Origin of the sequence: Enterobacteriaceae endosymbiont of Donacia semicuprea, assembly GCF_012570535.1 — a bacterium.
In the GTDB taxonomy this organism is placed as follows: domain Bacteria; phylum Pseudomonadota; class Gammaproteobacteria; order Enterobacterales; family Enterobacteriaceae.
Genome location: NZ_CP046210.1, coordinates 325,044 through 351,560, shown reverse-complemented (window position 1 = coordinate 351,560; position 26,517 = coordinate 325,044). Strand labels below are relative to the sequence as shown.

The following is a 26,517-nucleotide window of genomic DNA, read 5'->3' as shown; positions in this document are numbered from 1 at the left end:
CACTGGAACTGAGACACGGTCCAGACTCCTACGGGAGGCAGCAGTGGGGAATATTGCACAATGGGCGAAAGCCTGATGCAGCTATGCCGCGTGTATGAAGAAGGCCTTCGGGTTGTAAAGTACTTTCAACAAGAAAGAAAAGATAAAATCTAATATATTTTATTATTGACGTTACTTGTAAAAGAAGCACCGGCTAACTCCGTGCCAGCAGCCGCGGTAATACGGAGGGTGCTAGCGTTAATCGGAATTACTGGGCGTAAAGAGCACGTAGGCGGTTAATTAAGTCAGATGTGAAATCCCTAAGCTTAACTTAGGAACTGCATTTGAAACTAATTAACTTGAGTTTCGTAGAGGGGGGTAGAATTCCAGGTGTAGCGGTGAAATGCGTAGATATCTGGAGGAATACCAGTGGCGAAGGCGACCCCCTGGACGAATACTGACGCTCAGGTGCGAAAGCATGGGGAGCAAACAGGATTAGATACCCTGGTAGTCCATGCTGTAAACGATGTCGACTTGAAGGTTGTAAGCTTGACTTATAACTTTCGTAGCTAACGCGTTAAGTCGACCGCCTGGGGAGTACGACCGCAAGGTTAAAACTCAAATGAATTGACGGGGGCCCGCACAAGCGGTGGAGCATGTGGTTTAATTCGATGCAACGCGAAAAACCTTACCTGGTCTTGACATCCATGGAATTTAATAGAGATATTTAAGTGCCTTCGGGAACCATGAGACAGGTGCTGCATGGCTGTCGTCAGCTCGTGTTGTGAAATGTTGGGTTAAGTCCCGCAACGAGCGCAACCCTTGTCCTTTGTTGCCATCAGTTTAAGCTGGGAACTCAAAGGAAACTGCCGGTGATAAACCGGAGGAAGGTGAGGACGACGTCAAGTCATCATGGCCCTTACGACCAGGGCTACACACGTGCTACAATGGTATATACAAAGAGAAGCAGCCTCGTAAGAGTGAGCGGATCTCACAAAATATATCTTAGTTCGGATTGGAGTCTGCAACTCGACTCTATGAAGTCGGAATCGCTAGTAATCGTAGATCAGAACGCTACGGTGAATACGTTCCCGGGCCTTGTACACACCGCCCGTCACACCATGGGAGTGGGTTGTAAAAGAAGTAAGTTGCTTAACCATTATTTTCGGAGGGCGCTTACCACTTTGTGATTCATAACTGGGGTGAAGTCGTAACAAGGTAACCGTAGGGGAACCTGTGGTTGGATCACCTCCTTTACTATAGTACACTCTAAAAAAGAGTGCCCTTAAAAGTTTTTTAGATTTTAATTTAAGTTATTGTTCTTTAAAAATTAGGTAATTATCTTTTAAAAAAATTTAAAAATTTATTAATTTTTATAAATTAATATTAAATTTTTTATAAACGATTGTGGGTTGTAAGGTTAAGTAAATAAGCGTATATGATGGATGCCTTGGCAGTCAGAGGCGATGAAGGACGTGCTAATCTGCGAAAAGCATCGATGAGTTGATTTGAAACATTATTAATCGATGATGTCCGAATGGGGAAACCTAATATATTTAACTATATATTATCGTTATTTGAATACATAGGATAACGAAGCAAACCAGGAGAACTGAAACATCTAAGTATCCTGAGGAAAAGAAATCAATAGAGATTTTCTTAGTAGTGGCGAGCGAAAAGGAAATAGCCCAGAAACATACGTATTTATTATATTAGCAGAAATATCTGGAAAGATATACGATACAGAGTGATAGTCTCGTATGTTAAAATATACTAATTATAGTTTCAAAGAGTAGAACGAGACACGTGAAATCTTGTTTGAATATAGGGGGATCATCCTCTAAGGCTAAATACTACTGACTGACCGATAGTGAACTAGTACCGTGAGGGAAAGGTGAAAAGAACCCCGGTTAGGGGAGTGAAATAGAACCTGAAATCATATACGTACAAGCAGTAGGAGCATTTTGTAAAAAATGTGACTGCGTACCTTTTGTATAATGGGTCAGCGAGTTATATTTTGTAGCAAGGTTAACTGTATAAGGAAGCCGTAGGGAAACCGAGTCTTAAAAGGGCGTTTAGTTGCAAGATATAGACCCGAAACCCGGTGATCTAACCATGAGCAGGTTGAAGGTTTGGTAATTCTTACTGGAGGACCGAACCGACTAATGTTGAAAAATTAGCGGATGACTTGTGGTTAGGGGTGAAAGACCAATCAAACCGGGAGATAGCTGGTTCTCCCCGAAAGCTATTTAGGTAGCGCCTCGTGTAATTCATATTCGGGGGTAGAGCTCTGTTTCGGTTAGGGAGTCTTCCAGACTTACCAATCCGATGCAAACTTCAAATACCGAATAATGTTATCACGGGAGACACACAGCGGGTGCTAACGTCCGTTGTGGAAAGGGAAACAACCCAGATCGCTAGCTAAGGTCCCTAAGTTATAATTAAGTGGGAAACGAAGTGGGAAGGCATAAACAGCCAGGATGTTGGCTTAGAAGCAGCCATCATTTAAAGAAAGCGTAATAGCTCACTGGTCTAGTCATCCTGCGCGGAAGATGTAACGGGGCTAAAATTATACACCGAAGCTGCGACAATAAATAAATAAATTATTTATTGGGTAGGGGAGCGTTCTGTAAATTGTTGAAGATAAATTGTGAAATTTATTGGAGAAATCAGAAGTGCGAATGCTGACATGAGTAACGATAAAATAGGTGAAAAACCTATTCGCCGAAAGACTAAGGGTTCCTATCCAACGTTAATCGGGGTAGGGTAAGTCGATTCCTAAGATGAGGTTGAAAAGCGTAGTCGATGGATAACAGGTTAATATTCCTGTACTTGGTATTATTTGCGAAGGGGGGACGGAGAAGGTTAGGTTATCCAGGTGATGGTTGTCTTGGTTTAAGCGTTTAGGTGAATTATTTAGGAAAATCCGAATAATTATTAACATTGAGGCGTAATGACGAAATACTTTACTGTATGAAGTAATTGATACCATGCTTACAAGAAAAACCTCTAAGCTATAAATAATATTGAATCGTACTCTAAACCGACACAGGTGGTCAGGTAGAGAATACTAAGGCGCTTGAGAGAACTCGGGTGAAGGAACTAGGCAAAATAGTGCCGTAACTTCGGGAGAAGGCACGCTGATTGTAAGTGAAAAAATTTACTTTTGGAGCTGAAATCAGTCTAAGATAATAGCTGACTGCAACTGTTTATTAAAAACACAGCACTGTGCAAACACGTAAGTGGACGTATACGGTGTGACGCCTGCCCGGTGCCGGAAGGTTAATTGAAAGAGTTATTATTTATTAAGAAGCTCTTGATCGAAGCCCCGGTAAACGGCGGCCGTAACTATAACGGTCCTAAGGTAGCGAAATTCCTTGTCGGGTAAGTTCCGACCTGCACGAATGGCGTAATGATGGTCAGACTGTCTCCACCCGAGACTCAGTGAAATTGAAATTGCTGTGAAGATGCAGTATACCCGCGGCAAGACGGAAAGACCCCGTGAACCTTTACTATAGCTTGATATTGAATAATTAATATTAATGTGTAGGATAGGTGGGAGACTATGAAATATTGACGCCAGTTGGTATTGAGTCAACCTTGAAATACCACCCTTTAATATTTATTATTCTAACCTAAACCCGTTATCCGGGTTAGAGACAGTGTCTGGTGGGTAGTTTGACTGGGGCGGTCTCCTCCTAAAGAGTAACGGAGGAGTACTAAGGTCAGCTAATCACGGTCGGAAATCGTGAGGTTAGTACAAAGGCAAAAGCTGGCTTAACTGTGAGAATGACAATTCAAACAGATGCGAAAGCAGGTCTTAGTGATCCGGTGGTTCTATATGACAGGGCCATCGCTCAACGGATAAAAGGTACTCCGGGGATAACAGGCTAATACCGCCCAAGAGTTCATATCGACGGCGGTGTTTGGCACCTCGATGTCGGCTCATCACATCCTGGGGCTGCAGTAGGTCCCAAGGGTATGGCTGTTCGCCATTTAAAGTGGTACGCGAGCTGGGTTTAGAACGTCGTGAGACAGTTCGGTCCCTATCTGTCGTGGGCGTTGGAAGATTGAAAGGATTTGCTCCTAGTACGAGAGGACCGGAGTGAACGTATCTCTGGTGTTCGGGTTGTCATGCCAATGGCATTGCCCGGTAGCTAAATACGGAAAAGATAAGCGCTGAAAGCATATAAGTGCGAAACTTACCTTAAGATTAATCTTCCCTGAATTTTTATTAATTATTTGTAAAAATTCCTTAAGGGACGTTAAAGACTATGACGTTGATAGGCTGGATGTGTAAGCATAGTAATATGTTAAGCTAACCAGTACTAATAAACACCCGTGAGTCTTAACCTTACAACACCAGAATCGTTTAGATTTTTTTAATATTAATTTAATCTAATAATATTTATAAGTAAAAATTCCTGGTATAAATAACGTAATGGTACCACCTGAATCCATTCCGAACTCAGAAGTGAAACATTATAGTGCCGATGGTAGTATGAGGTCTCCTCATGTAAGAGTAGGAAAATACCAGGATAATTTTATTATAAGATAAAAAATTTATTTTTTTTTATAAGAAAATTTTTTATTTTTTAATAAATGCCGGCTTAGCTCAGATGGTAGAGCAACTGACTTGTAATCAGTAGGTCACCAGTTCGACCCCGGTAGCCGGCAAAATATAACTTTTTATTATATAAATAAAATATTTTTAAAAAATATTTTGATTAAATAAATGGTGGGATACCCAAGTGGTTAACGGGAACAGACTGTAAATCTGTCGTCTTAAGACTTCGTAGGTTCAAATCCTTCTCCCACCAAAAAAAATTAAATATTTTTTAAAAATATTTCATAATATATATTGCAGGCATTGTATAATGGTATTACTTCAGCCTTCCAAGCTGGAAATGCGGGTTCGATTCCCGCTGCCTGCTCCAATTTTTTTAAAAAAATAAATTCATAATATTTTAGCTGATATAGCTTAGAAAGGTAGAGCACATTCTTGGTATGAATGAGGTCCCCAGTTCAATTCTGGGTATCAGCATTTTATATTTAAAAAAAATTTTAAATAAATAAAAATTTTTTTTTAAATATAAAGTTTATATAATACATAGATAATAGAAGGATAATTACCAATGATTTTTAAGTTACAAAAAGATTCTACTTTAGAATGGTTTCTTTCTTATTGTCATATTAATAAATACCCCTCTAAGATAATTTTAATTAAACAAGGAGATATTTCTAAAAATTTATATTATATTTTAAAGGGAATCATTGTAATTTCTATTAAAAATAAAAATGGTAAAGAAATTATATTAAATTATTTAAGTTCAGGAAATTTTATTGGTGAATTAGGTATTTTTTATAATATTTATAAAGAAATTACAGTAGTAAAATTAAAAACAGAATGTGAATTAGCAAAAATTTCCTATAAAAATTTTTTTAATTTAATTAAAATTAACAAAAATATTCTCATGAAAATTTCTTTACAACTTGCTGATAAATTACAAAATATTTGTAAAAAAGTAAGTAATTTAGCTTTTTTAGATGTTACTGATAGAATATCTGAAACTTTATTAAATTTAGCTAAATCACCAGAAGCAATTACTCATCCAGATGGTATGCAAATAAAAATAACTCGTCAAGAAATAGGAAAAATAGTTGGTTGTTCAAGAGAAACCGTTGGACGTACACTTAAAATTCTTAAAAACCGTAATTTAATTTATGCTCATGGTAAAACTATAGTAGTATATGGTACTAGATAAAAAAATCTAATAATAAAAAAATTTTTTTATTAAAAATTAAGACCTAAAACATCATATACACTTTTTAATGTTATTTTAGCGTTTTTTTTAGCTTTTTTTGCTCCATTAATCATTATATTTTTTAAATATACTTCATCTCTTCTATAAAAATCATATCTTTTTCTTAAATTTTTTAAAAATATACATAAATTATATATTACGGATTCTTTTAAATTATTATAATTCTTATTAATAAAATTTAATTCTACTTGTTTTATGGAATCTCCTGTTATATTTGATAATATACTAATTAAATTAGAAATACCTGGTTTTTTATATAAATTGTACTGAATATTAGGAGGAAAATCAGAATCAGTAATCGCATTACTAATTTTTTTTCTAATAATAATATCATTATCAAACAAACTAATAATATTATTTTTATTAGGATCAGATTTTGACATTTTTTTTACAGGATTTAATAAAGATGTAATACATGAACCATAATTATTTAATTTTTTTTCAGGAATATTAAATATATCTCCATAAATATTATTAAATTTATGAGCAATATTTCTAACTAATTCAATATGTTGGATTTGATCTCTACCTATAGGAACTTTATTTGTTTTATATAATAATATATCTGCAGCCATTAATACTGGATAATTAAATAAACCAACATTTATATTTTGGTTCAAATTCTTTTTTTCTTTAAATTGATTCATTCTATTTAGTTTTCCAAAATTAGTAAAACAATTTAAAATCCAGTTTAATTGTGAATGTTGAGGAACATGAGATTGTATAAAAATAATATTTTTTTTTGGATTAATACCACAAGCTAAACATATTGATAAAGTATCGAGTATATTTTTATTTAAAATATATTTTTTTTGATATATAGTTAAAGCATGTAAATCAGCTATACAGTAAATACAAAAATATTTTTTTTGTAATTTTTTCCATTGACTTAAAGCTCCAATATAATTACCAATAGTTGGTAATCCAGTTGGTTGAATTGCGCTGAATACTATTTTTTTTTTTTTCATAATTTTTTATCTTTTAAAAATAACTACTATTTTTTAAAATAATTTTATTTGATAGAATTTTTTATATTCTTTATTGTTTCATCATATGATAATAAACTTTTAAAAATAGCGGAACCTATAACAAATATATCTGCTCCTGAAATAGCTACTTGATTTATGTTATTTGTATTTATCCCTCCATCAACTTCTAATAAAATATTTTTTTGATTTTTATTAATAATTTTTTTAACTTTTTTAATTTTATTAAAAATATAATTTATAAATTTTTGTCCTTCAAAACCAGGATTAACTGACATAATTAATATTATGTCTAACTTATTAATTAAATAATCTAAATAATTTAAAGAAGTAGAAGGATTTAACGCTAACCCTGCCTTACAACCATATTCTTTTATTAAAGAAATACTTCTATCAATATGATTAGAATTTTCTGGATGAAAACTAATAATATCAGCTCCTGCAGTTGCAAAGTCAATTATTAAATTATCCACAGAATTTGTCATTAAATGTACATCAATTATTGACTTAATACCATAATTTCTTAAAGATTTTAATACTAAAGGACCTATTGTTAAATTAGGAACATAATGATTATCCATAACATCAAAATGAATAATATCTGCTCCTGCTTTGATTACATTAGAAATTTCTTTTCCTAAGAATGCAAAATTAGCTGATAAAATAGAAGCTGCAATTAAAAATTTTTTCATTTTTAAAATTTATAATAAAATTTAATAATAAAGTAAAATAAATATTTTAAATAATTAAATTTTTATTTTCATTAATAGCATTAGAAATAATTTTTTCAGAAATATTTTTATATATAATTGTTTTCCCAATTCTAAGCGGTAGAATAACATTAATTTTATTTTTATTTATTTTTTTATCTCTGTATATATATTTTAAATATTGTTTATCATTCATATTTATTGGTCCTTTAATTGGTAAATTACATTTTTTTAATAAATTTATAATTCTTATTATTTCTTTATTATTAAGCAAATTTAGTTGTTTTGAAGTTAATGCAGCAATAACAATACCAACTGAAATAGCTTCACCATGTAACCATTTACCGTATCCTAATCTTGATTCTATAGCATGACCATAAGTATGTCCTAAATTTAATAATGCTCTTTTGTTTTTTTCATATTCATCTTCATAAACAATTTTAGCTTTTAAATTACAACATTTACTAATACAATAAAGTATAGATGTTTTATCTAAATTAAATAAATTATTAATATTATTTTCTAGCCAATAAAAAAAATTTTTATCAAAAATAATACTATATTTTATAACTTCAGCCATACCAGCAGAAAATTCTCTTTTAGATAAAGTATATAAGCAACTTAAATTAATTATTACACAATTAGGTTGATAAAAGCTACCTATCATATTTTTTCCTAATACATGATTTACCGCTGTTTTACCTCCTACAGCAGAATCTACTTGTGCTAATAAAGTTGTAGGTATCTGTATAAATTTTACTCCTCTTTGATAACTTGATGCTGCAAATCCAGTTATATCACCTATAACACCTCCGCCTAAAGCAATTAAAGTAGTATCTCTATTATATAAATTTTTAATTAGTGCTGTATAAATAATATTTACTGTTACTAATGTTTTATATTTTTCACCATCTGGAAGAATAACATAATTTAGTTTAACACCAATATTATTTAATTGATTAAAAATTTTTTTAAAATATAAGGAAAAAATTATTTTATTGGTTACAATCATAACATTATCCCCTTTTTTTAAGAAAGAAAAAGATAATGATGTATCAAATAAATTAAAATCTATAATAATAGGATAATTGTGTTTTTTTGTTGTAACTAAAATAGTTTTTCCCATAAATAATATTATCCTTTAATTTTTATAATATTAATAAAATTAACTTTTTTCTAATAATTTAATAAGTTGATTAGCTACAATTTTTGCACTTTGTTCATCTGTCTTAATTATAATATCAGCTATTTCATTATATAAATGGTTTCTTTTTTTAGCTAAATTATTTAAAATTTCTTTAGCTGATTGATTTTGATTATTAGTAATATTAAGTAAAGGACGTTTTTTATCTCTTTTTGTACGGCTTAATTGTTTTTCTATAGTTGTTTTAAGATAAACTACAATACCTCTAGAAGATAAAAATTTTCTAGTTTCTTTTGATTGAATACATCCTCCTCCGGTTGCTAATATAATTCCTTGTTTTTGAGTTATTTCATTAATAATTTTTTTTTCACGTTTTCTAAAACCTGTTTCACCTTCTACATCAAATACCCAATTTATATCGGCTCCTGTACGACGTTCAATTTCTTGATCTGAATCAAAAAATTCCATTTTTAATAAATTTGCAAGATGACGTCCAATTGTACTTTTTCCAGCTCCCATAGGGCCTATTAAAAATATATTTCTTTTTTCTGCCATTTTTTTATTAAATTAGTTATTTAGTTGTGAATAAAATTCTTATTTTTTTATTAAAAAAAATAAGATATATATTTTTTTATAAAATATTTTTAAAATTTATTAAAATAATAAATTTTAATATAATTTAATCTAACTATAAATATTTTAACTTAAAATATATATAATTAAAATAAATAAAACAAACTTAAAATAAAAATTTAATTTATTTTATAAAAAAAATAAGATAAGATAATTTAAGATTTAATTATCTTACCTATAGGAATTTTTATATTTTAGATAAAAAAGAATTTACTCGATTAATAAATTTATTCGGATTTTCTAAAGTACCCTTTTCTGCTAAAATAGCTTCTTCTAATAATAAATTAATAAATTCAGAAAAATATTTTTCATCTTTTATTATTAAAATTTTTTTTATTAAAATATGATTAGGATTTAATTCAAAATTATATTTTATATCTGGAATTTTTTGTCCTGCAGCAGTAAATAATTTTGCCATTTGAGTACTCATTTCATTTACATCTGTAGTAACAATAGCAGGAGAATTAATTAATCTACTTGTTAGTTTTACTTTTTTTATTTTATTACCTAATAAGTTTTGTATTTTTTGTAAAAAAGGTTTAAATTTATCCTCTATTTTATTTTGGTCAGAATTATCATTATTTTTAATAAATTCATTTAATGAATCATCTTCTTTGCTGATTGATTGAAAAATTTTACCTTCAAATTCTGTTACATAACTCATCATCCATTCATCAATATGATCTGTTAATAATAATACTTCAATACTATTTTTATAAAAAAATTCTAAATGTGGACTACTTTTTGCCGAAATATAATTATCTGATGTTAAAAAATATATTTTTTTTTGTCCTTTAATCATTCTTTTAGAATATTCTTCTAAAGATACATTTTGTTCATCATTATCATTATATGTAGATGAAAAACGTAATAATTTAATAATAATATCTTTATTTTTTACATCTTCAGCAGGTCCTTCTTTAAAAATTAAACCAAATTTTTTCCAAAAATTATTATATATATTTTTTATTTTTGTAAGACTTGTTAACATATTAAGAACTTTTTTTGTTAATGTTAACTTCATATTACGAATGATATTATTTTTTTGTAAAATTTCTCTTGAAATATTTAAAGGTAAATCATTAGAATCAACTAAACCTCTTATAAATCTTAAATATTTAGGTAATAATTGATCTGCATCTTCCATAATAAATACTCTTTGTACATATAATTTTAATCCATTTTTATAATCACGATTACGTATATCCCATGGAACGTTTGAAGGAATATATAATAAACTAATATATTCTTGTTTTCCTTCAACATGATTATGACTCCAAATAATTGGATCAGTACTATCATATGTTAATTGTTTATAAAATTCTTTATATTCTTTATCACTAATATTAGTTTTATTACGTAACCAAATAGCTTGAGCTTTATTAATTTGTTCCCAAAAAAAATTTTTTTCTTTTTCGTTATACATTTCAATTTCTATAGGTAAAGCAATATATTCTGAATATTTATTAATTATTCCTTTTATACGCCATGTATCTAAAAATTCATCATTTTTAGAACGAATATGTAAAATAACTTCAGTTCCTCTAAGTTCTTTCTTTATATTAGAAACTTGGTAATTACCTTCTCCTGTAGATTCCCAAAATACTCCTTGGTTAATAGGTATTCCAGCTGCTCTTGTTTTAACAGAAACTTTATCAGAAACTATAAAAGCAGAATAAAATCCAACACCAAATTGACCTATTAATTGTGAAGTTTTTTCTGATTTTTTATCTAAAGATAAATTTAAAGATTTAATAAAATCTTTAGTTCCAGATTTTGCTATTGTACCTAAATTATTAATGACTTCTTTACGAGTCATACCAATTCCATTATCACTAATAATAATTAATCTTTTTTTTTTATTTATAGAAATTTGTACCTTTAATATTGAATTATTTTCATATAAATCAGGATTAGATAAAGTTTTAAATTTTAATTTATCAATTGCATCAGAAGCATTAGATATTAATTCTCTTAAAAAGATTTCTTTATTTGAATATAGAGAATGTATCATCAAATGTAATAATTGTTTTACCTCAGATTGAAAATTTAAAGTTTCTTTTTTTTGCATAAATATTTTTCTCTTATTTATATGTGAATATAAAACATATATATTTTTATTTATAAAAATTCAATATTATTTTTAATTATTTTAAAATTAAATTTTAATATTAATTTATTATTATTTATTATTTTAAATTTGTATAATTTTAATTAAAATAAATTATTATTTCTAATATAATCATTTCAAATCCTATTTTAGGACTTGGAGAAAGATATAAATTCTTTTTACCTTTACTAAAAATATTATATAAAAATTTTAATTCTTGTTCAGAATAATTTTTAGAAATTTTTTTATAAAATTTTATGTTATTATCAAAATCTGAATTTTTTAAACAATATTGAGAATTTTTTTTTAAAATTTTAATTTTTAATATATTATGTATTAAAATCATAATTTCTATTATTATATTTTCCCAATTAATATCAAAAACAGATATTTTATGAATTAAATCTAAAACAAAATTATTTTTTTTATTTTTTAAATTATATAATAATAAAAATAAATATTTTTTTTCAATTAATCCCAGCATTAAGGAAACATTATTAATTGTTAATGAACCCATAGATATTAATTGATTTATTAAACTTAATGCATCACGCATACTTCCATTTGCCGTTTTTGATATAATATTTATTGCTTCTATATCATATTGTAAATTTTCTTTATTTAAAATTTTTTTCAACTGATTAAAAATTAAATCTTTTTTAATTAATTTTAAATTAAATTGTAAACATCTAGATTTAATAGTGATAGGTATTTTTTGTAACTCTGTTGTTGCAAATATAAATTTTATATATTCTGGAGGTTCCTCTAAAATTTTTAATAATGCATTAAAACTATGTTTGGATAACATATGAAATTCATCAAAGATATATATCTTATATCTTCCTTTAACTGGAGGATAATAAATTATTTCTAATATTTCTCTAATATCTTCTACTTTAGTTTTAGATGCAGAATCTAATTCAATTAAATCTAAAAAAGAATTTTTTTTTATAGCTATACAAATCTCACATAAACCACATGGATTTTTAGTTATACCTTTTATACAACTCAAGCCCATTGCAAATATTCTTGCTATTGTTGTTTTTCCTACACCTCTACTACCTGATAATATCCAAGCAGGATGAATTTTTTTAGTAGATAAACTATTTCTTATAGCTTGTACTGTAGAATCTTGACCAATAACATCATCAAATGATTGTGGACGCCATTTTGTTGCTAAAACATGAGAATTCATTTTATTGTAAAAATTTATTATATATAATTAAAATTTAAAAATCTAATAGAGTATGATTATTTTTTACACATATTAAATTTGCTACAGCTGCTTCTTTCCAGACCTGACTGGGTTTACAAAATAATATTGCGGAAATAATCATACTCTACATATAATTATAATTAATTTTTCTAATTAGTCAATTTATTAATTATTAATTATTTATTATACTAACTATTTTCTCTATTAAAATTTTTTTATGAAATTGAAAAATAATATTATAATTACCTATATGTTTTAAAGATCCTTTAGGTAATTTTATTTCCTTTTTTGAAATATTAAATCCTATTTCTTTTATTTTTTTTAAAATATCATTTCTACCTATTGAACCAAATAATTTACCTGTTTTACCTGCTTTTGCTTTAATTACTATTTTTTTTATACAATTAAATTTTTTTAATCTCAATTTAGCATTATCTAAAATACTTAATAATTGAGATTTTTTTTCTAATAATTTTTGTTTTAAAAGATTAATATTAATTTTTGTTCCAGAGATACATTTATTATTAGGTATTAAAAAATTACGAGCATATCCAGGTTTTACTTCTATAATTTGAGATTTTTTTCCTAAACCAGGAATAGAATTTAATAAAATAATTTTCATTATTTAATACTCTTTACTAATTAAAAATAATATTTTTTATAAATTTATTTATGATGATCAGTATATGATATTAAAGATAAATATCTTGCTAATTTTATAGCTTTAGCAAGTTGACGTTGATATTTTGCTTTAGTACCAGTAATTCTACTGGGTACTATTTTTCCACTTTCAGTAATAAATTTTTTTAAAACATTTATATCCTTATAATCAATTTCTTTAACTCCTTCTGCAGTAAAACGACAAAATTTACGACGACGAAAATAACGTATCATTATATAACTCCAAAATTTGTTAAATATATATTAATTATTTTATAAATAAATTTATATTGTTTTTATAACATCATTTCGTTTTTCTTGACTTTCATCTTTAGATTTTAAAATATAAGATATATTTGTTCTTTCTGTTTTTGTTTTTATTATAAGATATCTTATAATATTTTCATTAATTCTTAAACTTTTTTCAATATCTTTTATTAGATTACTTTTTAATAGTATATTTATTAATACATAATGCGCTTTGTGCCATTTAAATATAGGATAAGACAATTGTCTTCTCCCCCAATCTTCAAATCTAGAAATTAATCCTTTATTTTTATAAATAAATTTTTTATAATATTTGATGATATTATTTACTTGATCACTTTGATCTGGATTTATCATTAATACTATTTCATAATATTTCACTTGTATTTTTTCCTTATGGATAGTTAGTTTTTAAATAAATGTTAAAAACAAGGATAAAATAAAAATTTTTTCTTTATTAATATAAAATAATTATTTATTAATAATATAACTGTATACTTAGAATTTATTATATATTATGATTAAAAATAAAGATATTATATGGGAAAATTTTTTTAAAAAAGAAAAAAAAAAAGATTATTTTATAAAATTAATAAAAAAAATTAACATAGATATTATAAATAATAAAATTATTTATCCTAAAAAAAAATATATTTTTCATATTTTTAATAAAATAAATTTTAATAAACTAAAAGTAGTTATTTTAGGACAAGATCCATATTATGGTTATAATCAAGCAAATGGTTTAGCTTTTTCAGTTATGCCAAATGTAAAAATTCCTCCTACATTAAAAAATATATATAAGGCATTAAAATTTGATATATCAGATTTTATTATTCCTAAACATGGATATTTAATCGATTGGGTTAATGAAGGTGTAATGCTTTTAAATTGTATTTTAACAGTTATAAAAGGACAACCTAGATCTCATTATAATATTGGTTGGGAAAAATTTACAGATAATGTAATAAGAATAATTAATTCAAATTATAATAATATTGTATTTTTATTGTGGGGATCATATGCAAAAAAAAAATCTATTTTAATAAAAAAAAATTTAATATTAACTTCATCTCATCCATCACCTTTATCCTTTTATAAAGGATTTTATTTTTGTAAGCATTTTTCAAAAACAAATAAATATCTTATTTTTCATAAAAAAAAACCAATTAATTGGAATATAAATAAAATAATTTTTAAAAAAAATTAAAATTTTTATTTTATTATTAATAATAAATCTATAAAAAAATTATATTTTATAATTCTTTTAAAATTTAAAACTGATAATATCATATATAAATATTTTATTTAACAATAAGTAAATATATAAAATAATTATTTATAAGGTATAATAATGAAAGATGTTGGATTTATAGGTTGGAGAGGTATGGTAGGATCTGTACTTATTAATAGAATGATGAAAAAAAGAGATTTTGATAATATTAATGCTATTTTTTTTACTACTTCTCAGTATGGAAAATCTATTCCTTTTACAGATTTAAAAAATAAAAATATGAAATTACAAGATGCTTATAATTTTGAAATATTATCTCAATTAGATATAATTATTACATGTCAAGGTAGTAATTATACAAATAAGATCTATTATAAATTAAGAAAAATAGGTTGGAAAGGTTATTGGATAGATGCAGCATCAATTTTAAGAACATTAAAAAATACTATTATTGTATTAGATCCTGTTAATTTTAAATTAATAGAACAAAAATTAAATATGGGAATTAAAACTTTTGTAGGTGGAAATTGTACTGTTAGTTTAATGTTAATGACTTTGGCAGGATTGTTCTACAATAATCTTATTGAATGGATTTTCGTTTCTACATATCAAGCAGCATCAGGTGCTGGCGCTAAATTTATGCAAGAGCTTGTTTTTCAAATGAAATATATTTATAAAAGTATATCTCATTTAATTAATGATTCTTCTACAAATATTTTAGATATAGAAAAAAAAATAAGTAATAAAATGAATTCTACGAATTTCCCAAAAAATAACTTTAAAGTTCCTTTAATTAATAGTTTAATTCCATGGATAGATAAAAAAATGGATAATGGACAAACAAAAGAAGAATGGAAAGGTCAGTTTGAAACTAATAAAATTTTAAATGCCAATAAAATTATTCCAGTAGATGGTATTTGTGTTAGAATAGCAACTTTACGTTCTCATAGTCAATCTTTTACAATAAAACTAAAAAAAAATTTATCTATAAATAATATTGAAAATATTATTAATTCTCATAATAAATGGGTAAAAATTATTTCAAATGATTTTAATAGTACTATTAATTATCTTACTCCATCTTTTGTTAGTGGTAAATTAGATTTACCTATTGGAAGAATAAAAAAATTAAATATAGATAAAAATTGTTTTTCAATGTTTTCTGTTGGTGATCAATTACTTTGGGGTGCGGCAGAACCATTAAGAAGAATGTTAAAACTATTAATTTAGAATTTTTTAAAAATAATGTTTTTTTAACTTGTTTTTTTTATTTATTAAAAGTAATATTTTATATAAATAAGATAATTTATTATCTTATTTATATAAAAGTTGTAATATATTTAAAATTTTTAAACAATTAATCTTATTAAAAACTTTGGAGCAAAAATGGAATTTTTTACTAAAAAAAAATCAATATTTATTATATTAATTGTAATTATTGGTTTAAATATATCTAATGTAAATGCATTTTTATTAAAAAATACATCTTGGTGGAATAGTAAAAATAAAAATAAAGTTATTATAAAAAAAGAAAAAATAATTATAAAGAAAAAATTAAAATTAAAAAATAATAAAAAAGAAATTTATTTATTAAATGAACAAGAAAAAATGTCTTATGCTTTAGGAGTTTCTATTGGTAAATATTTAGCTAGAACATTTCAAACACAGGATAAACTAAAAATAGTTTTAAATAAAAAAATTATTCTTCAAGGTGTATCCGATGTTTTAGATAATAAAGTTAAAATATCTGAAGATGAAATGAATAAACAAATTCAAAAATTTGAAGCTAGTATACAATCATATACAATAGAAGAGACAAAAAAAGAAGCAAAACAAAGTGATATTGATGCAAAAAAATATATTAGAAAATTTTTAAAAGAAAAAAATACTAAAAAAAGTAAAAGTGGATTAATATATAAAATTAGAAAAATGGGTAATGGGAAAAAAATAACTAATAATAATATGATTATAGTTATTAAATACAAAGGAAAATTAGTTGATGGAACTATATTTGATAATTCATCTTTACAAGAACCATTATATATAAGTTTACAAGAAGTAATGACTGGTTGGCAAGAAGGATTAAAATATATTAGAAAAGGTGGTAAAATTACATTAGTTGTACCTCCTAAATTAGCTTATGGTAAAGAAATAATTCCAGGAATACCAAATAATTCTACTTTAGTATTTGATATTGAACTTTTAGATATTCTTTCTTCAGTATCTAAATAGATATTAAAAAATAAGTATTATATTTTATTAAATATAATGAAGAAATAAAAATTATATGATTTTTGTAATATTAATTACTGGAGCTCCTTTTAATACACAAAATTCTTATTCAGCATATTTATTTGTTAACGCAGCAATACAAAAAAAGAATTTTATACAAAGTATATTTTTTTATTGTGATGGTGTTTGTAATGCTAATAAAAATATTAAATTTGATAAAGATGAATTTAATTTAATTTATTCTTGGCAAAAATTAAGTAAAAAATATCATATAAATTTATATTTATGTGTTACATCTGCTAAGAAAAGAGGTATAATTAAAGAAGATTATGATAAAAATAAATTACTAAATTATCAACAAAATAATATGATTAATAATAGATTTAAAATAACTACTTTAAGTACATTAGCAAAATCTATATTAACTTGTGATCGATTAATTCAATTTTAATGAATAAAATAGCATTTATATTCACAACATCTCCTTACGGAAATAGTGTTGGAAAAGAAGGACTTGATGCCGTAATTTCTATATCCTCATTTACTGAGGATATAGCTTTATTTTTTATAGGAGATGGAATTTTACAAATAAAAAATTATCAACAAACAAAAAATATTTTATTAAAAAAATATAATATAAGTTTTAGTATTTTAAATTTATGTAATATTAAAAATTTTTTTGTTTGTTCACAATCTCTAAAAGAATTAGGAATAAAAAATTACAAAAAAAATAATTGGATTGTACCTATTAAAATAATAGATTTAATATTATGGAAAAAAAATATTGCTAATTATAATATAATTATGAATTTTTAGTTAAATAAATTATATTTATTATGTTATATACCTTGTTTAGTTCACCGTCATCTTGTAATTTTTCTTTATTATTAAAAATTTTGAATAAACATGATGATTTACTTTTAATACAAGATGGTGTATTAGCTGGATTAAAAGATAGTAAATCTATGGGAAAAATAATTAAAATTAAGAAAAAAATAAAATTATTAATATTTGCTATTAATGATGATATATTGGCTAGAGGTTTGAATTTAAATATTTCAAAACAAATTATACGTATAAATTATACAAAATTTGTAGATTTAATTATAAAAAATAAACAACAAATTATATGGTAGTTTATTAAAATAAAAATTTTAATTTAAAATTAATTAAATTTTCTATTTAGGAAATAATATGTCGACAATTAATCAATTAGTCCGAAAAAATCGAATTCGTAAAATTACAAAAACTAATGTTCCTGCTTTAAATTCATGTCCTCAAAAAAGAGGAGTTTGTATAAAAGTATATACGACAACTCCTAAAAAACCAAATTCAGCATTACGTAAAGTATGTAGAGTAAGATTAACAAATGGTTTTGAAGTAACTTCTTATATATCTGGAGAAGGTCATAATTTACAAGAACATTCAGTAATCTTAATAAGAGGTGGTAGAGTAAAAGATCTTCCAGGTGTGAGATATCATACTATTAGAGGAGCTTTAGATTGTACAGGAGTAAAAAATCGTAAACAAGGAAGATCAAAATATGGTACAAAAAAACCTAAATAATAGTTAATAAAAAATTATTGATTCACAAATTATATAAAATATTTTAAAATAATGGAGTTATTTATGTCACGTAGACGAGTAGTTAGTCAACGTAAAATATTACCAGATACTAAATTTGAATCAGATCTATTGGCTAAATTTATTAATATTATTATGATAGATGGTAAAAAATCTATTGCAGAATCTATTGTTTATTCTTCATTAAATTTAATTACTAAAAAATTAGGAAAAAAAGAAATAGATATATTTTTAACTGCATTAGAAAATATAAAACCAATAGTTGAAGTAAAATCTCGAAGAGTAGGTGGATCAACATATCAAGTTCCTGTCGAAATAAGACCTATAAGAAGAAATACTTTAGCTATGCGTTGGTTAGTTAATGCTGCAAGAAAAAGGCAAGAAAAATCAATGATTTTAAAACTTACTAATGAAATATTAGATGCTATAGAAAAAAAAGGAAATGCTGTTAAAAAACGTGAAGAAATACATCGAATGGCAGAAGCTAATAAAGCATTTGCACATTATCGTTGGTAAAATATTTAGTTATAAAAAAAATTAAACTAATTTTAATTTAAAATGAAAATAAATCAATTAATTAAAATATGTGTAGCTAAAATCAATGTTTATTATTTTATTAAAAAATAATGTTTAATATAATTTTAAAATTTTTATCTAATAAAATAGAGGAATAATATGAGTCGTATCACTCCTATAACACGTTATCGTAATATTGGAATTAGCGCACATATTGATGCAGGAAAAACTACTACAACAGAAAGAATTTTATTTTATACAGGAGTAAATCATAAAATAGGTGAAGTTCATGATGGTGCTGCTACAATGGATTGGATGGCACAAGAACAAGAAAGAGGTATTACTATTACTTCAGCAGCTACTACTGCATTTTGGTCTGGAATGTTTAATCAATATAAAGAACATAGAATTAACATTATTGATACTCCTGGACATGTAGATTTTACAATTGAAGTAGAACGTTCTATGAGAGTATTAGATGGAGTTGTCATGATTTATTGTGCCGTAGGAGGAGTACAACCTCAATCTGAAACAGTGTGGAAACAAGCTAATAAATATAAAGTTCCTAGAATTGCTTTTATAAATAAAATGGATCGTATGGGAGCTAATTTCACAAAAGTTATTAAGCAAATACAAAAAAATTTAATAACAGAAACTATCCCATTACAATTACCAATAGGTACAGAAAATAAATTTTCTGGTATTATTGATTTAATACAAATGAAAGCTTTATATTGGAACGAAAAAGATCAAGGAATAAAATGTAATTATACTAATATACCTCTTGAAATGGATGAAGAAGTAAAATTATGGCGTCAAAAATTAATAGAATCTGCTGTTGAATCAGATGAACAATTATTAGAAAAATATTTAAATGGATATGATCTTACTATAGAAGAAATTAAATTTTCTTTAAGAAAAAGAGTATTAAATAATGAAATTACTTTAATAACTTGTGGTTCTGCATTTAAAAATAAAGGAGTACAATCATTATTAGATGCAATTATTGACTATTTACCATCTCCTAAAGATATACCTCCAATTCAGGGAATATCTGATATCGATAAAAAAAATATAATTACTCGTAACACTAATGATAATGAACCATTTTCAGCATTAGCTTTTAAAATAGCTAATGATCCTTTTGTCGGTAATTTAACTTTTTTTAGAGTATATTCTGGAACTATTAGTAATGGAGAAACTATATTTAATCCAATTAAGAAACAAAAAGAACGTATTGGTAGAATTGTACAAATGCATGCAAATAAAAAAGAAGAAATAAAAAAAGTTTACGCAGGAGATATTGCAGCTGCTATTGGTTTAAAAAATGTTACAACAGGAGATACATTATGTAATATTAATAATTGTATAATTCTCGAAACTATGGAATTTCCAGAACCAGTTATTTCTATTGCTATAGAACCTACAACTAAAGTAGATCAAGAAAAAATGAGTTTAGCATTAAATCGCTTAATAAAAGAAGATCCTTCTTTAAGAACATGGACTGATATAGAAACAAATCAAACTATTATTGCAGGAATGGGTGAATTACATTTAGAAATAATTATTGATAGAATGAAAAGAGAATTTAATGTAGCTGCAAACATTGGAAAACCACAAGTTTCTTATCGAGAAACAATACAAAATAGTGTAAAAAATATAGAAGGTAAATATATAAAACAGACAGGAGGTAGAGGACAATACGGTCATGTAGTAATTGATATATTTCCATTAAAATCTAGTAAAAATAATGAAGGTTATTCATTTACTAATGATATAAAAGGTGGTGTAATACCTAATGAATATATTTCGGCTATAGATAAAAGTATTCAAGAACAATTAAAATCAGGTCCTATGGCAAGTTATCCTGTAGTTAATATTGCAATAAGATTACATTTTGGATCTTATCATGATGTAGATTCTTCTGAATTAGCTTTTAAGGTTGCAGCAGCAATTGCATTTAAAAATGCATTTAAAAAAGCTAATCCTATTTTACTTGAACCTATAATGAAAGTAGAAGTAGAAACTCCCGAAGAATATATGGGAGATATAATTGGAGATTTAAATCGTAGAAGAGGAATTATAGAAGGAATGGTTAATATACCTACTGGAAAAATTATACGTGCTTGTGTCCCATTATCAGAAATGTTTGGTTATGCTACAGATTTACGTTCTTGTAGTCAAGGAAGAGCTTCATATTCTATGGAATTTTTTAAATATACTAAAGCACCTGATAGTATTTCAAAAATAATTATTGAATCTAGATTTAAATCATAAAATTTTAATCAAATTTTAAAATTTTTTATAAAAATTTTAATTTCTTTAGAAGGATATAATTCTGTGTCTAAAAAAAAATTTGAACGTTCTAAACCTCATATTAATGTAGGTACTATAGGACATGTTGATCATGGTAAAACAACTTTAACAGCAGCTATTACAACTGTTTTATCAAAAAAATATGGTGGTACAGCAAAAAAATTTGAACAAATTGATAATGCCCCAGAAGAAAAAGCAAGAGGTATAACTATCAATACTTCTCATGTTGAATATGATACTAAATCCCGTCATTACGCACATGTAGATTGCCCCGGACATGCTGATTATGTAAAAAATATGATTACAGGTGCCGCTCAAATGGACGGTGCTATATTAGTTGTTGCTGCTACAGATGGGCCTATGCCTCAAACTAGAGAACATATTTTATTAGCAAGACAAGTAGGTGTACCTTATATTCTTGTTTTTCTTAATAAATGTGATATGGTTGATGATGAAGAATTATTAGAATTGGTAGAAATGGAAGTTCGTGATTTATTAACACAGTATGATTTTCCAGGAGATACTACACCTATTATTCAGGGATCTGCTTTAAAAGCATTAGAAGGAGATAAAAAATGGGAAAATAAAATAATAGAATTAACAAATTATTTAGATACCTATATTCCTGATCCTATAAGAGCAATTAATAAACCTTTTTTATTACCAATAGAAGATGTTTTTTCAATTTCAGGAAGAGGTACAGTAGTTACTGGAAGAGTAGAAAGAGGTATAATAAAAGTTGGAGAAGAAGTAGAAATTATAGGTATTAAAAATACTATTAAATCTATTTGTACTGGTGTAGAAATGTTTCGTAAATTATTGGATGAAGGACGTGCCGGAGAAAATATAGGAGTTTTATTACGAGGAATAAAAAGAGAAGATATAGAAAGAGGACAAGTTTTAGCAAAACCAGGATCAATTACACCACATACTAAATTTGAAGCAGAAGTATATATCTTATCTAAAGATGAGGGTGGGAGACATACTGCTTTTTTTAAAGGATATCGTCCACAATTTTATTTTAGAACAACAGATGTAACTGGAACTATAGAATTACCTTCAAATATTGAAATGGTTATGCCTGGAGATAATATCAATATGATTGTTACATTAATTAATCCTATAGCTATGACCAATGGTTTACGTTTTGCAATTCGTGAAGGTGGACGTACTGTTGGAGCTGGAGTTGTTACAAAAGTTTTACAATAAATAAAATATAAAAGAAGATAAGGGGAAAATATATAAATTCTCCCTTTAATTCTTTTTTAAATATTTTAAAAATTATTTAACAAATTATTAGTAAAAATTTTTTATTATTTATATAATTAAATTTTAATTAATTAATATAACAATCAATATTATGGATTTTAGAAAAAATATCAATAAACATATTATAGAAATTATAAAATGGTTTATTAGTTTATTTTTATTAATTTTTACTATAATATGTAATTATAATTATCAAAATATATCTTTATTTATTCGTTTAATATTATTTTCTTTAATATTAACTTTAATAAGTTATATCATATTATCAACAAATAAAGGTAAAAAATTACTTATTTTTATAAATGAAACATGCATAGAAACTCGTAAAGTAATTTGGCCTACGTATAAATATACTTGGCGAACAACTTTAATTATTACAATTATTACTATAATAATGTCAATTATTCTTTGGATATTAGATAACTTTTTAATTTATTTAATATCGTTTTTAACTGGGACCAGGATATAATATGTATAAATCTTTAAAAAAGAAATGGTATGTAATTCAGGCTCGTTCTGGTTTTGAAAACCGTATTGTAGAATCATTAAAAGAATATATTAAAATCCATTCTATGGAAGATTTTTTTGGTAAAATTTTAGTACCCACTGAATCTATTATCGAAATACGTAGAGGGCAAAAATATAAAAGTGAACGTAAATTTTTTCCAGGATATATATTAATTAATATGATTATGAAAGAATTAAGTTGGCATTTAGTACGTAGTATTCCAAAAGTCTTAGGATTTATAGGAGGAACACCTGATAATCCTTGTCCCATTAGTGAAAAAGAAGTAAAGATTATTATAGGACGTTTACAAAAAATTGGTGATAAACCTAGACCAAAAATTTTATTTGAACCAGGAGAAATGATTAGAGTAAAAGATGGTCCTTTTTCTGATTTTAATGGTGTAGTAGAAGAAGTAGATTATGAAAAAAGTAGATTAAAAGTTTCTGTATCAATTTTTGGAAGATCAACCCCAGTTGATCTTAATTTTTGTCAAATTGAAAAAGGATAGTTTTTTATTTAAGAAGTTTTTACAGATAATTTAGATATTTATTATATAATAATTAGAGAAAATATTATGGTAAAAAAAATTAAAACTTATATAAAATTACAAGTTCCTGCTGGTAATGCTAATCCTAGTCCTCCAATTGGGCCTGCTTTAGGACAACATGGATTAAATATTATGACTTTTTGTAAAGATTTTAATATAAAAACAAAAAATCTAGAAAAAGGAATGCCTATTCCAGTAGTAATTACAGTTTATATAGATAAAACTTTTACATTTATTACAAAAACTCCTCCTACTGCTGCAATAATCAAAAAAATAATTGGAATTAAAAAAGGATCAAGCAAACCAAATATAGATAAAATTGGAGTTATTACTCATGATCAAATTCGTAAAATTGCAGAAATAAAATGTGTTGATATGACAGGAATGAATATTAAATCTATTATGTTATCTATAGAAGGCACTGCTCGTTCTATGGGATTAACTATTAAGGATTAAAATATAATGATAAAATTAAAAAAACGTATGGATTTAATGTATAAAAAAATAAATTTAAAAAAACAATTTTCAATTGAGGATGCTCTTAATAATTTAAAATTATTAAGTAAAGTTAAATTTATTGAAAGTATCGATATTGCTATAAATTTAGGAATAAATACAAAAAAGACAGAACAAAATATTAGAGGTAATGTTTGTTTAACACATGGTACTGGCAATTATGTTAGATTAGCAGTTTTTGCCGATGGGAATGAAGCAATACAAGCAAAAAAATTAAAAGCAGAATTTATTGGTATGACTGATTTAGCAACTAAAATTAATAATGGGGAAAAAAAATTTGATATAGTTATAGCTACTCCAGAAGCTATGGATATAGTTAGTAAATTAGGACCGATTCTTGGGCCTAAAGGATTAATGCCTAATCCTAAATTAGGAACAATAACTAATAATATGAGTAAAACAATAAAAAAAATACGAAATGGACAAATAAATTTTCGTAATGATAAAAATGGTATTGTTCATACTAATATAGGAAAAATTAATTTTGAAAACTATAAAATTAAAGAAAATTTACAATGTTTATTAAAAATATTGAAAAAATATAAACCATCTCAATTAAAAGGAAATTATATAAAAAAAATATATATATCTTCTACAATGGGGGTATCCATAAATATTACTAAAGATTGTATAAATTTAATAAATTAAATTTTTATTTTAATAAAATATTTTGGTATTTTTTTTAAAAATTTTATATTTTATGTTATAATTTTAATTCTTTTTTTATAAAAATTTAGGAGTGCAATAATCTTATAATGTCATTAAATATAAAAAAAAAAAAAATGATTGTTGCAAAAATAAGTAAAATAAATCATTGTGCCTTATCTGCCTTAATTGTTAATTTTTCTGGTGTTTGTACTAATAACTTAAATAAACTAAGAAAAAAAAGTAGAGAAAATAATGTTGTAATAAATATTATTAGAAACAAATTATTAAAATTAATTATAAAAAATAGTAATTTCAAATGTTTAGAACCACTAATAAATGGACCAATATTAATTGCTTATTCGCTTAAACATCCTGGTGCCGCAGCTCGTTTAATTAAAAAATTTATTAAAATTGATAATAAATTTAAAATTAAAGCAGCATCATATAATAATCAAATAATAAAAAGTGAAAATATTAATATTTTAGCAGAATTACCTACTTATAAAGAAGCTATAGTACATTTTTTAATAATCATAAAAGAAATTTCTATGGGAAAATTAGTTAGAACTTTAATTGCAATTAAAAATCTAAAATAAATTTAATCTTTTTTTAATAAAAAAATTTTTCTTTTTCTAAAAGGAAATATATATGCCAATTACTAAAGAACAAATAATAGAAGCTGTAGAATCTATGTCTATTATGGATATAATGGAATTAATAAATTCTATGGAAAAAAAATTTGGTGTTTCTAGTGTTATAAAAAATAAAGAAAATAATAATAATAAGAAAAAAATAAAAGAACAAGTTGAATTTAGTGTTTATTTAAAAAATATAGGAAAAAATAAAATATCTGTTATAAAAGCAGTTAGAAGTATAATGAACTTAGGATTAAAAGAAGCTAAAGATTTAGTAGAATCTGCTCCTGTAATGTTAAAAGAATCTATTAATAAAGAAGAAGCTTTAGATTTAGAATCAAAATTAAAAATTTCCGGAGCCGAAATAGAGATTAAATAATCTAATAATAATTATTGTATAATAAATATTTTATTATTTAAGTAATTTTTTATAATTCATAATAATACTAATTTAATTGCTTAATTTATCAGATAACTGAGGAACCATATGGTTTATTCTCAAACTGAAAAAAAACGCATTCGTAAAAATTTTGGAAAAAGACCTCAAGTTTTAAATATTCCATATTTACTTTCTATCCAAATAAATTCATTTAAAAAATTTATAGAAAAAGATAATAAAGGGCAATATGGTTTAGAAGCTGCATTAAAAAGTATTTTTCCTATATCTAGTTATAGTGGTCATTCTAAATTAGAATATGTTAATTATCGTTTAGAAAAATCTCTTTATGATGTTAAAGAATGTCATACAAGAGGTATGACATTCTCAGCTTCACTAAAAGTAATATTAAAATTAATTATCTATGATAAAGAAATATCAAAACCATTATCAATTAAAAATATAAAAGAACAAGAAGTATATATGGGTGAAATACCCTTAATGACACAAAATGGTACTTTTATAGTAAATGGAATTGAACGTGTAGTTGTTTCACAATTACATAGAAGTCCTGGAGTTTTTTTTGATAGTGATAAGGGTAAAATA

26 protein-coding genes, 4 tRNA genes, 2 rRNA genes, 1 other RNA gene, 1 pseudogene and 1 other annotated feature (1 of these 35 cut by a window edge) are annotated in these 26,517 nt (G+C 25.2%); of the genes and pseudogenes, 24 read left to right on the top strand and 10 right to left on the bottom strand.

Annotated features, from left to right (window positions below; translation table 11 throughout):
- Window positions 1–1,235, top strand: a sequence feature (mutual gap in cmsearch alignment for this rRNA model is longer than 100) (it extends 336 nt beyond the left edge of the window).
- 162 nt (window positions 1,236–1,397) lie between these two features.
- The 7 genes from GJT91_RS01745 to crp all read left to right on the top strand — a co-directional run bounded on the left by GJT91_RS01745 (window position 1,398) and on the right by crp (window position 5,744).
- Window positions 1,398–4,335 (top strand): 23S ribosomal RNA (locus GJT91_RS01745).
- A gap of 67 nt (window positions 4,336–4,402) precedes the next feature.
- Window positions 4,403–4,518 (top strand): 5S ribosomal RNA (gene rrf / locus GJT91_RS01740).
- A 65-nt stretch (window positions 4,519–4,583) separates the two neighbouring features.
- Window positions 4,584–4,656 (top strand) — tRNA-Thr (locus GJT91_RS01735).
- 60 nt (window positions 4,657–4,716) lie between these two features.
- A tRNA-Tyr gene (locus tag GJT91_RS01730) sits at window positions 4,717–4,799 on the top strand.
- Between the two features lie 43 nt (window positions 4,800–4,842).
- A tRNA-Gly gene (locus GJT91_RS01725) sits at window positions 4,843–4,916 on the top strand.
- 33 nt (window positions 4,917–4,949) lie between these two features.
- Window positions 4,950–5,023 (top strand) — tRNA-Thr (locus GJT91_RS01720).
- Window positions 5,024–5,114: 91 nt separating this feature from the next.
- Complete coding sequence (gene crp / locus GJT91_RS01715; protein ID WP_168868524.1) at window positions 5,115–5,744, top strand: cAMP-activated global transcriptional regulator CRP; 630 nt, start codon at window positions 5,115–5,117, stop codon at window positions 5,742–5,744.
- A 29-nt stretch (window positions 5,745–5,773) separates the two neighbouring features.
- Here crp and trpS read toward each other — a convergent pair whose 3' ends face one another.
- The 10 genes from trpS to rpsF form a co-directional block, all read right to left on the bottom strand.
- Window positions 5,774–6,772: a tryptophan--tRNA ligase gene (trpS, locus tag GJT91_RS01710; protein ID WP_168868523.1), complete on the bottom strand. Its 999-nt coding sequence runs from the start codon at window positions 6,770–6,772 to the stop codon at window positions 5,774–5,776.
- Window positions 6,773–6,816: 44 nt separating this feature from the next.
- A complete protein-coding gene (gene rpe, locus GJT91_RS01705; RefSeq protein WP_168868522.1) occupies window positions 6,817–7,482 on the bottom strand; it encodes a ribulose-phosphate 3-epimerase in 666 nt (221 codons plus the stop codon).
- 46 nt (window positions 7,483–7,528) lie between these two features.
- On the bottom strand, window positions 7,529–8,626 hold the full coding sequence (gene aroB, locus GJT91_RS01700; RefSeq protein ID WP_168868521.1) for a 3-dehydroquinate synthase: 1,098 nt from the start codon (window positions 8,624–8,626) through the stop codon (window positions 7,529–7,531).
- A 39-nt stretch (window positions 8,627–8,665) separates the two neighbouring features.
- Entirely contained in the window at window positions 8,666–9,199 is a 534-nt protein-coding gene (gene aroK / locus GJT91_RS01695; RefSeq protein ID WP_168868520.1) for a shikimate kinase AroK, read from the bottom strand.
- 265 nt (window positions 9,200–9,464) lie between these two features.
- A complete protein-coding gene (gene htpG, locus GJT91_RS01690) occupies window positions 9,465–11,348 on the bottom strand; it encodes a molecular chaperone HtpG (protein ID WP_168868519.1) in 1,884 nt (627 codons plus the stop codon).
- A 139-nt stretch (window positions 11,349–11,487) separates the two neighbouring features.
- Window positions 11,488–12,582 carry a DNA polymerase III subunit gamma/tau gene (gene dnaX, locus GJT91_RS01685; RefSeq protein WP_168868518.1) on the bottom strand — a complete coding sequence of 365 codons (1,095 nt, stop codon included), beginning with the start codon at window positions 12,580–12,582 and terminating at the stop codon, window positions 11,488–11,490.
- Between the two features lie 47 nt (window positions 12,583–12,629).
- An RNA gene (ffs, locus tag GJT91_RS01680) (signal recognition particle sRNA small type) lies at window positions 12,630–12,726 on the bottom strand.
- A 49-nt stretch (window positions 12,727–12,775) separates the two neighbouring features.
- Window positions 12,776–13,225: a 50S ribosomal protein L9 gene (gene rplI / locus GJT91_RS01675; protein ID WP_168868517.1), complete on the bottom strand. Its 450-nt coding sequence runs from the start codon at window positions 13,223–13,225 to the stop codon at window positions 12,776–12,778.
- A 44-nt stretch (window positions 13,226–13,269) separates the two neighbouring features.
- Window positions 13,270–13,497 (bottom strand): 30S ribosomal protein S18, encoded by a 228-nt coding sequence (rpsR, locus tag GJT91_RS01670; protein ID WP_168868516.1) that lies wholly within the window; start codon window positions 13,495–13,497, stop codon window positions 13,270–13,272.
- A 51-nt stretch (window positions 13,498–13,548) separates the two neighbouring features.
- Complete coding sequence (rpsF, locus tag GJT91_RS01665) at window positions 13,549–13,911, bottom strand: 30S ribosomal protein S6 (RefSeq protein ID WP_168868515.1); 363 nt, start codon at window positions 13,909–13,911, stop codon at window positions 13,549–13,551.
- Between the two features lie 136 nt (window positions 13,912–14,047).
- On the opposite strand from rpsF, the gene ung reads away from it, so the two are divergent.
- The 17 genes and pseudogenes from ung to rpoB form a co-directional block, all read left to right on the top strand.
- A complete protein-coding gene (gene ung / locus GJT91_RS01660; protein WP_168868514.1) occupies window positions 14,048–14,740 on the top strand; it encodes a uracil-DNA glycosylase in 693 nt (230 codons plus the stop codon).
- 144 nt (window positions 14,741–14,884) lie between these two features.
- Window positions 14,885–15,994, top strand: coding sequence for an aspartate-semialdehyde dehydrogenase (gene asd, locus GJT91_RS01655; RefSeq protein ID WP_168868513.1), 1,110 nt, complete (start codon window positions 14,885–14,887; stop codon window positions 15,992–15,994).
- A 156-nt stretch (window positions 15,995–16,150) separates the two neighbouring features.
- A complete protein-coding gene (fkpA, locus tag GJT91_RS01650; RefSeq protein ID WP_168868512.1) occupies window positions 16,151–16,996 on the top strand; it encodes an FKBP-type peptidyl-prolyl cis-trans isomerase in 846 nt (281 codons plus the stop codon).
- Between the two features lie 55 nt (window positions 16,997–17,051).
- A complete protein-coding gene (gene tusD, locus GJT91_RS01645) occupies window positions 17,052–17,447 on the top strand; it encodes a sulfurtransferase complex subunit TusD (RefSeq protein ID WP_168868511.1) in 396 nt (131 codons plus the stop codon).
- Entirely contained in the window at window positions 17,447–17,812 is a 366-nt protein-coding gene (gene tusC / locus GJT91_RS01640; protein WP_168868510.1) for a sulfurtransferase complex subunit TusC, read from the top strand. The genes tusD and tusC overlap by 1 nt, the downstream gene beginning before the upstream one ends.
- A gap of 20 nt (window positions 17,813–17,832) precedes the next feature.
- Window positions 17,833–18,132, top strand: coding sequence for a sulfurtransferase complex subunit TusB (tusB, locus tag GJT91_RS01635; RefSeq protein ID WP_168868509.1), 300 nt, complete (start codon window positions 17,833–17,835; stop codon window positions 18,130–18,132).
- Window positions 18,133–18,190: 58 nt separating this feature from the next.
- Entirely contained in the window at window positions 18,191–18,562 is a 372-nt protein-coding gene (rpsL, locus tag GJT91_RS01630; protein ID WP_168868508.1) for a 30S ribosomal protein S12, read from the top strand.
- A gap of 63 nt (window positions 18,563–18,625) precedes the next feature.
- The gene (gene rpsG / locus GJT91_RS01625) at window positions 18,626–19,096 is read left to right on the top strand and encodes a 30S ribosomal protein S7 (protein ID WP_168868507.1); all 471 of its coding nucleotides are present in this window, start codon (window positions 18,626–18,628) and stop codon (window positions 19,094–19,096) included.
- 159 nt (window positions 19,097–19,255) lie between these two features.
- Window positions 19,256–21,373 (top strand): elongation factor G, encoded by a 2,118-nt coding sequence (gene fusA / locus GJT91_RS01620; RefSeq protein ID WP_168868506.1) that lies wholly within the window; start codon window positions 19,256–19,258, stop codon window positions 21,371–21,373.
- Window positions 21,374–21,436: 63 nt separating this feature from the next.
- Window positions 21,437–22,621: an elongation factor Tu gene (gene tuf, locus GJT91_RS01615; RefSeq protein ID WP_168868505.1), complete on the top strand. Its 1,185-nt coding sequence runs from the start codon at window positions 21,437–21,439 to the stop codon at window positions 22,619–22,621.
- Window positions 22,622–22,772: 151 nt separating this feature from the next.
- Window positions 22,773–23,150, top strand: a complete 378-nt coding sequence (gene secE / locus GJT91_RS01610) for a preprotein translocase subunit SecE (protein WP_168868504.1) — start codon at window positions 22,773–22,775, stop codon at window positions 23,148–23,150.
- A gap of 1 nt (window position 23,151) precedes the next feature.
- Window positions 23,152–23,697 carry a transcription termination/antitermination protein NusG gene (gene nusG / locus GJT91_RS01605; protein ID WP_168868503.1) on the top strand — a complete coding sequence of 182 codons (546 nt, stop codon included), beginning with the start codon at window positions 23,152–23,154 and terminating at the stop codon, window positions 23,695–23,697.
- 66 nt (window positions 23,698–23,763) lie between these two features.
- On the top strand, window positions 23,764–24,192 hold the full coding sequence (gene rplK, locus GJT91_RS01600) for a 50S ribosomal protein L11 (protein ID WP_168868502.1): 429 nt from the start codon (window positions 23,764–23,766) through the stop codon (window positions 24,190–24,192).
- 6 nt (window positions 24,193–24,198) lie between these two features.
- Window positions 24,199–24,900, top strand: a complete 702-nt coding sequence (rplA, locus tag GJT91_RS01595; RefSeq protein ID WP_168868501.1) for a 50S ribosomal protein L1 — start codon at window positions 24,199–24,201, stop codon at window positions 24,898–24,900.
- Window positions 24,901–25,007: 107 nt separating this feature from the next.
- Window positions 25,008–25,496 (top strand): 50S ribosomal protein L10, encoded by a 489-nt coding sequence (gene rplJ, locus GJT91_RS01590; protein WP_168868500.1) that lies wholly within the window; start codon window positions 25,008–25,010, stop codon window positions 25,494–25,496.
- Between the two features lie 52 nt (window positions 25,497–25,548).
- A complete protein-coding gene (gene rplL / locus GJT91_RS01585) occupies window positions 25,549–25,914 on the top strand; it encodes a 50S ribosomal protein L7/L12 (protein ID WP_168868499.1) in 366 nt (121 codons plus the stop codon).
- A 108-nt stretch (window positions 25,915–26,022) separates the two neighbouring features.
- A pseudogene (gene rpoB / locus GJT91_RS02295) lies at window positions 26,023–26,517 on the top strand (DNA-directed RNA polymerase subunit beta); the annotation flags it as partial.

Coding starts and splice junctions, on each gene's coding strand:
- crp (WP_168868524.1), top strand. CDS start 5,115: ATGATTTTTAAGTTACAAAAAGATTCTACTTTAGAATGGTTTCTTTCT.
- trpS (WP_168868523.1), bottom strand. CDS start 6,772: ATGAAAAAAAAAAAAATAGTATTCAGCGCAATTCAACCAACTGGATTA.
- rpe (WP_168868522.1), bottom strand. CDS start 7,482: ATGAAAAAATTTTTAATTGCAGCTTCTATTTTATCAGCTAATTTTGCA.
- aroB (WP_168868521.1), bottom strand. CDS start 8,626: ATGGGAAAAACTATTTTAGTTACAACAAAAAAACACAATTATCCTATT.
- aroK (WP_168868520.1), bottom strand. CDS start 9,199: ATGGCAGAAAAAAGAAATATATTTTTAATAGGCCCTATGGGAGCTGGA.
- htpG (WP_168868519.1), bottom strand. CDS start 11,348: ATGCAAAAAAAAGAAACTTTAAATTTTCAATCTGAGGTAAAACAATTA.
- dnaX (WP_168868518.1), bottom strand. CDS start 12,582: ATGAATTCTCATGTTTTAGCAACAAAATGGCGTCCACAATCATTTGAT.
- rplI (WP_168868517.1), bottom strand. CDS start 13,225: ATGAAAATTATTTTATTAAATTCTATTCCTGGTTTAGGAAAAAAATCT.
- rpsR (WP_168868516.1), bottom strand. CDS start 13,497: ATGATACGTTATTTTCGTCGTCGTAAATTTTGTCGTTTTACTGCAGAA.
- ung (WP_168868514.1), top strand. CDS start 14,048: ATGATTAAAAATAAAGATATTATATGGGAAAATTTTTTTAAAAAAGAA.
- asd (WP_168868513.1), top strand. CDS start 14,885: ATGAAAGATGTTGGATTTATAGGTTGGAGAGGTATGGTAGGATCTGTA.
- fkpA (WP_168868512.1), top strand. CDS start 16,151: ATGGAATTTTTTACTAAAAAAAAATCAATATTTATTATATTAATTGTA.
- tusD (WP_168868511.1), top strand. CDS start 17,052: ATGATTTTTGTAATATTAATTACTGGAGCTCCTTTTAATACACAAAAT.
- tusC (WP_168868510.1), top strand. CDS start 17,447: ATGAATAAAATAGCATTTATATTCACAACATCTCCTTACGGAAATAGT.
- tusB (WP_168868509.1), top strand. CDS start 17,833: ATGTTATATACCTTGTTTAGTTCACCGTCATCTTGTAATTTTTCTTTA.
- rpsL (WP_168868508.1), top strand. CDS start 18,191: ATGTCGACAATTAATCAATTAGTCCGAAAAAATCGAATTCGTAAAATT.
- rpsG (WP_168868507.1), top strand. CDS start 18,626: ATGTCACGTAGACGAGTAGTTAGTCAACGTAAAATATTACCAGATACT.
- fusA (WP_168868506.1), top strand. CDS start 19,256: ATGAGTCGTATCACTCCTATAACACGTTATCGTAATATTGGAATTAGC.
- secE (WP_168868504.1), top strand. CDS start 22,773: ATGGATTTTAGAAAAAATATCAATAAACATATTATAGAAATTATAAAA.
- nusG (WP_168868503.1), top strand. CDS start 23,152: ATGTATAAATCTTTAAAAAAGAAATGGTATGTAATTCAGGCTCGTTCT.
- rplK (WP_168868502.1), top strand. CDS start 23,764: ATGGTAAAAAAAATTAAAACTTATATAAAATTACAAGTTCCTGCTGGT.
- rplA (WP_168868501.1), top strand. CDS start 24,199: ATGATAAAATTAAAAAAACGTATGGATTTAATGTATAAAAAAATAAAT.
- rplJ (WP_168868500.1), top strand. CDS start 25,008: ATGTCATTAAATATAAAAAAAAAAAAAATGATTGTTGCAAAAATAAGT.
- rplL (WP_168868499.1), top strand. CDS start 25,549: ATGCCAATTACTAAAGAACAAATAATAGAAGCTGTAGAATCTATGTCT.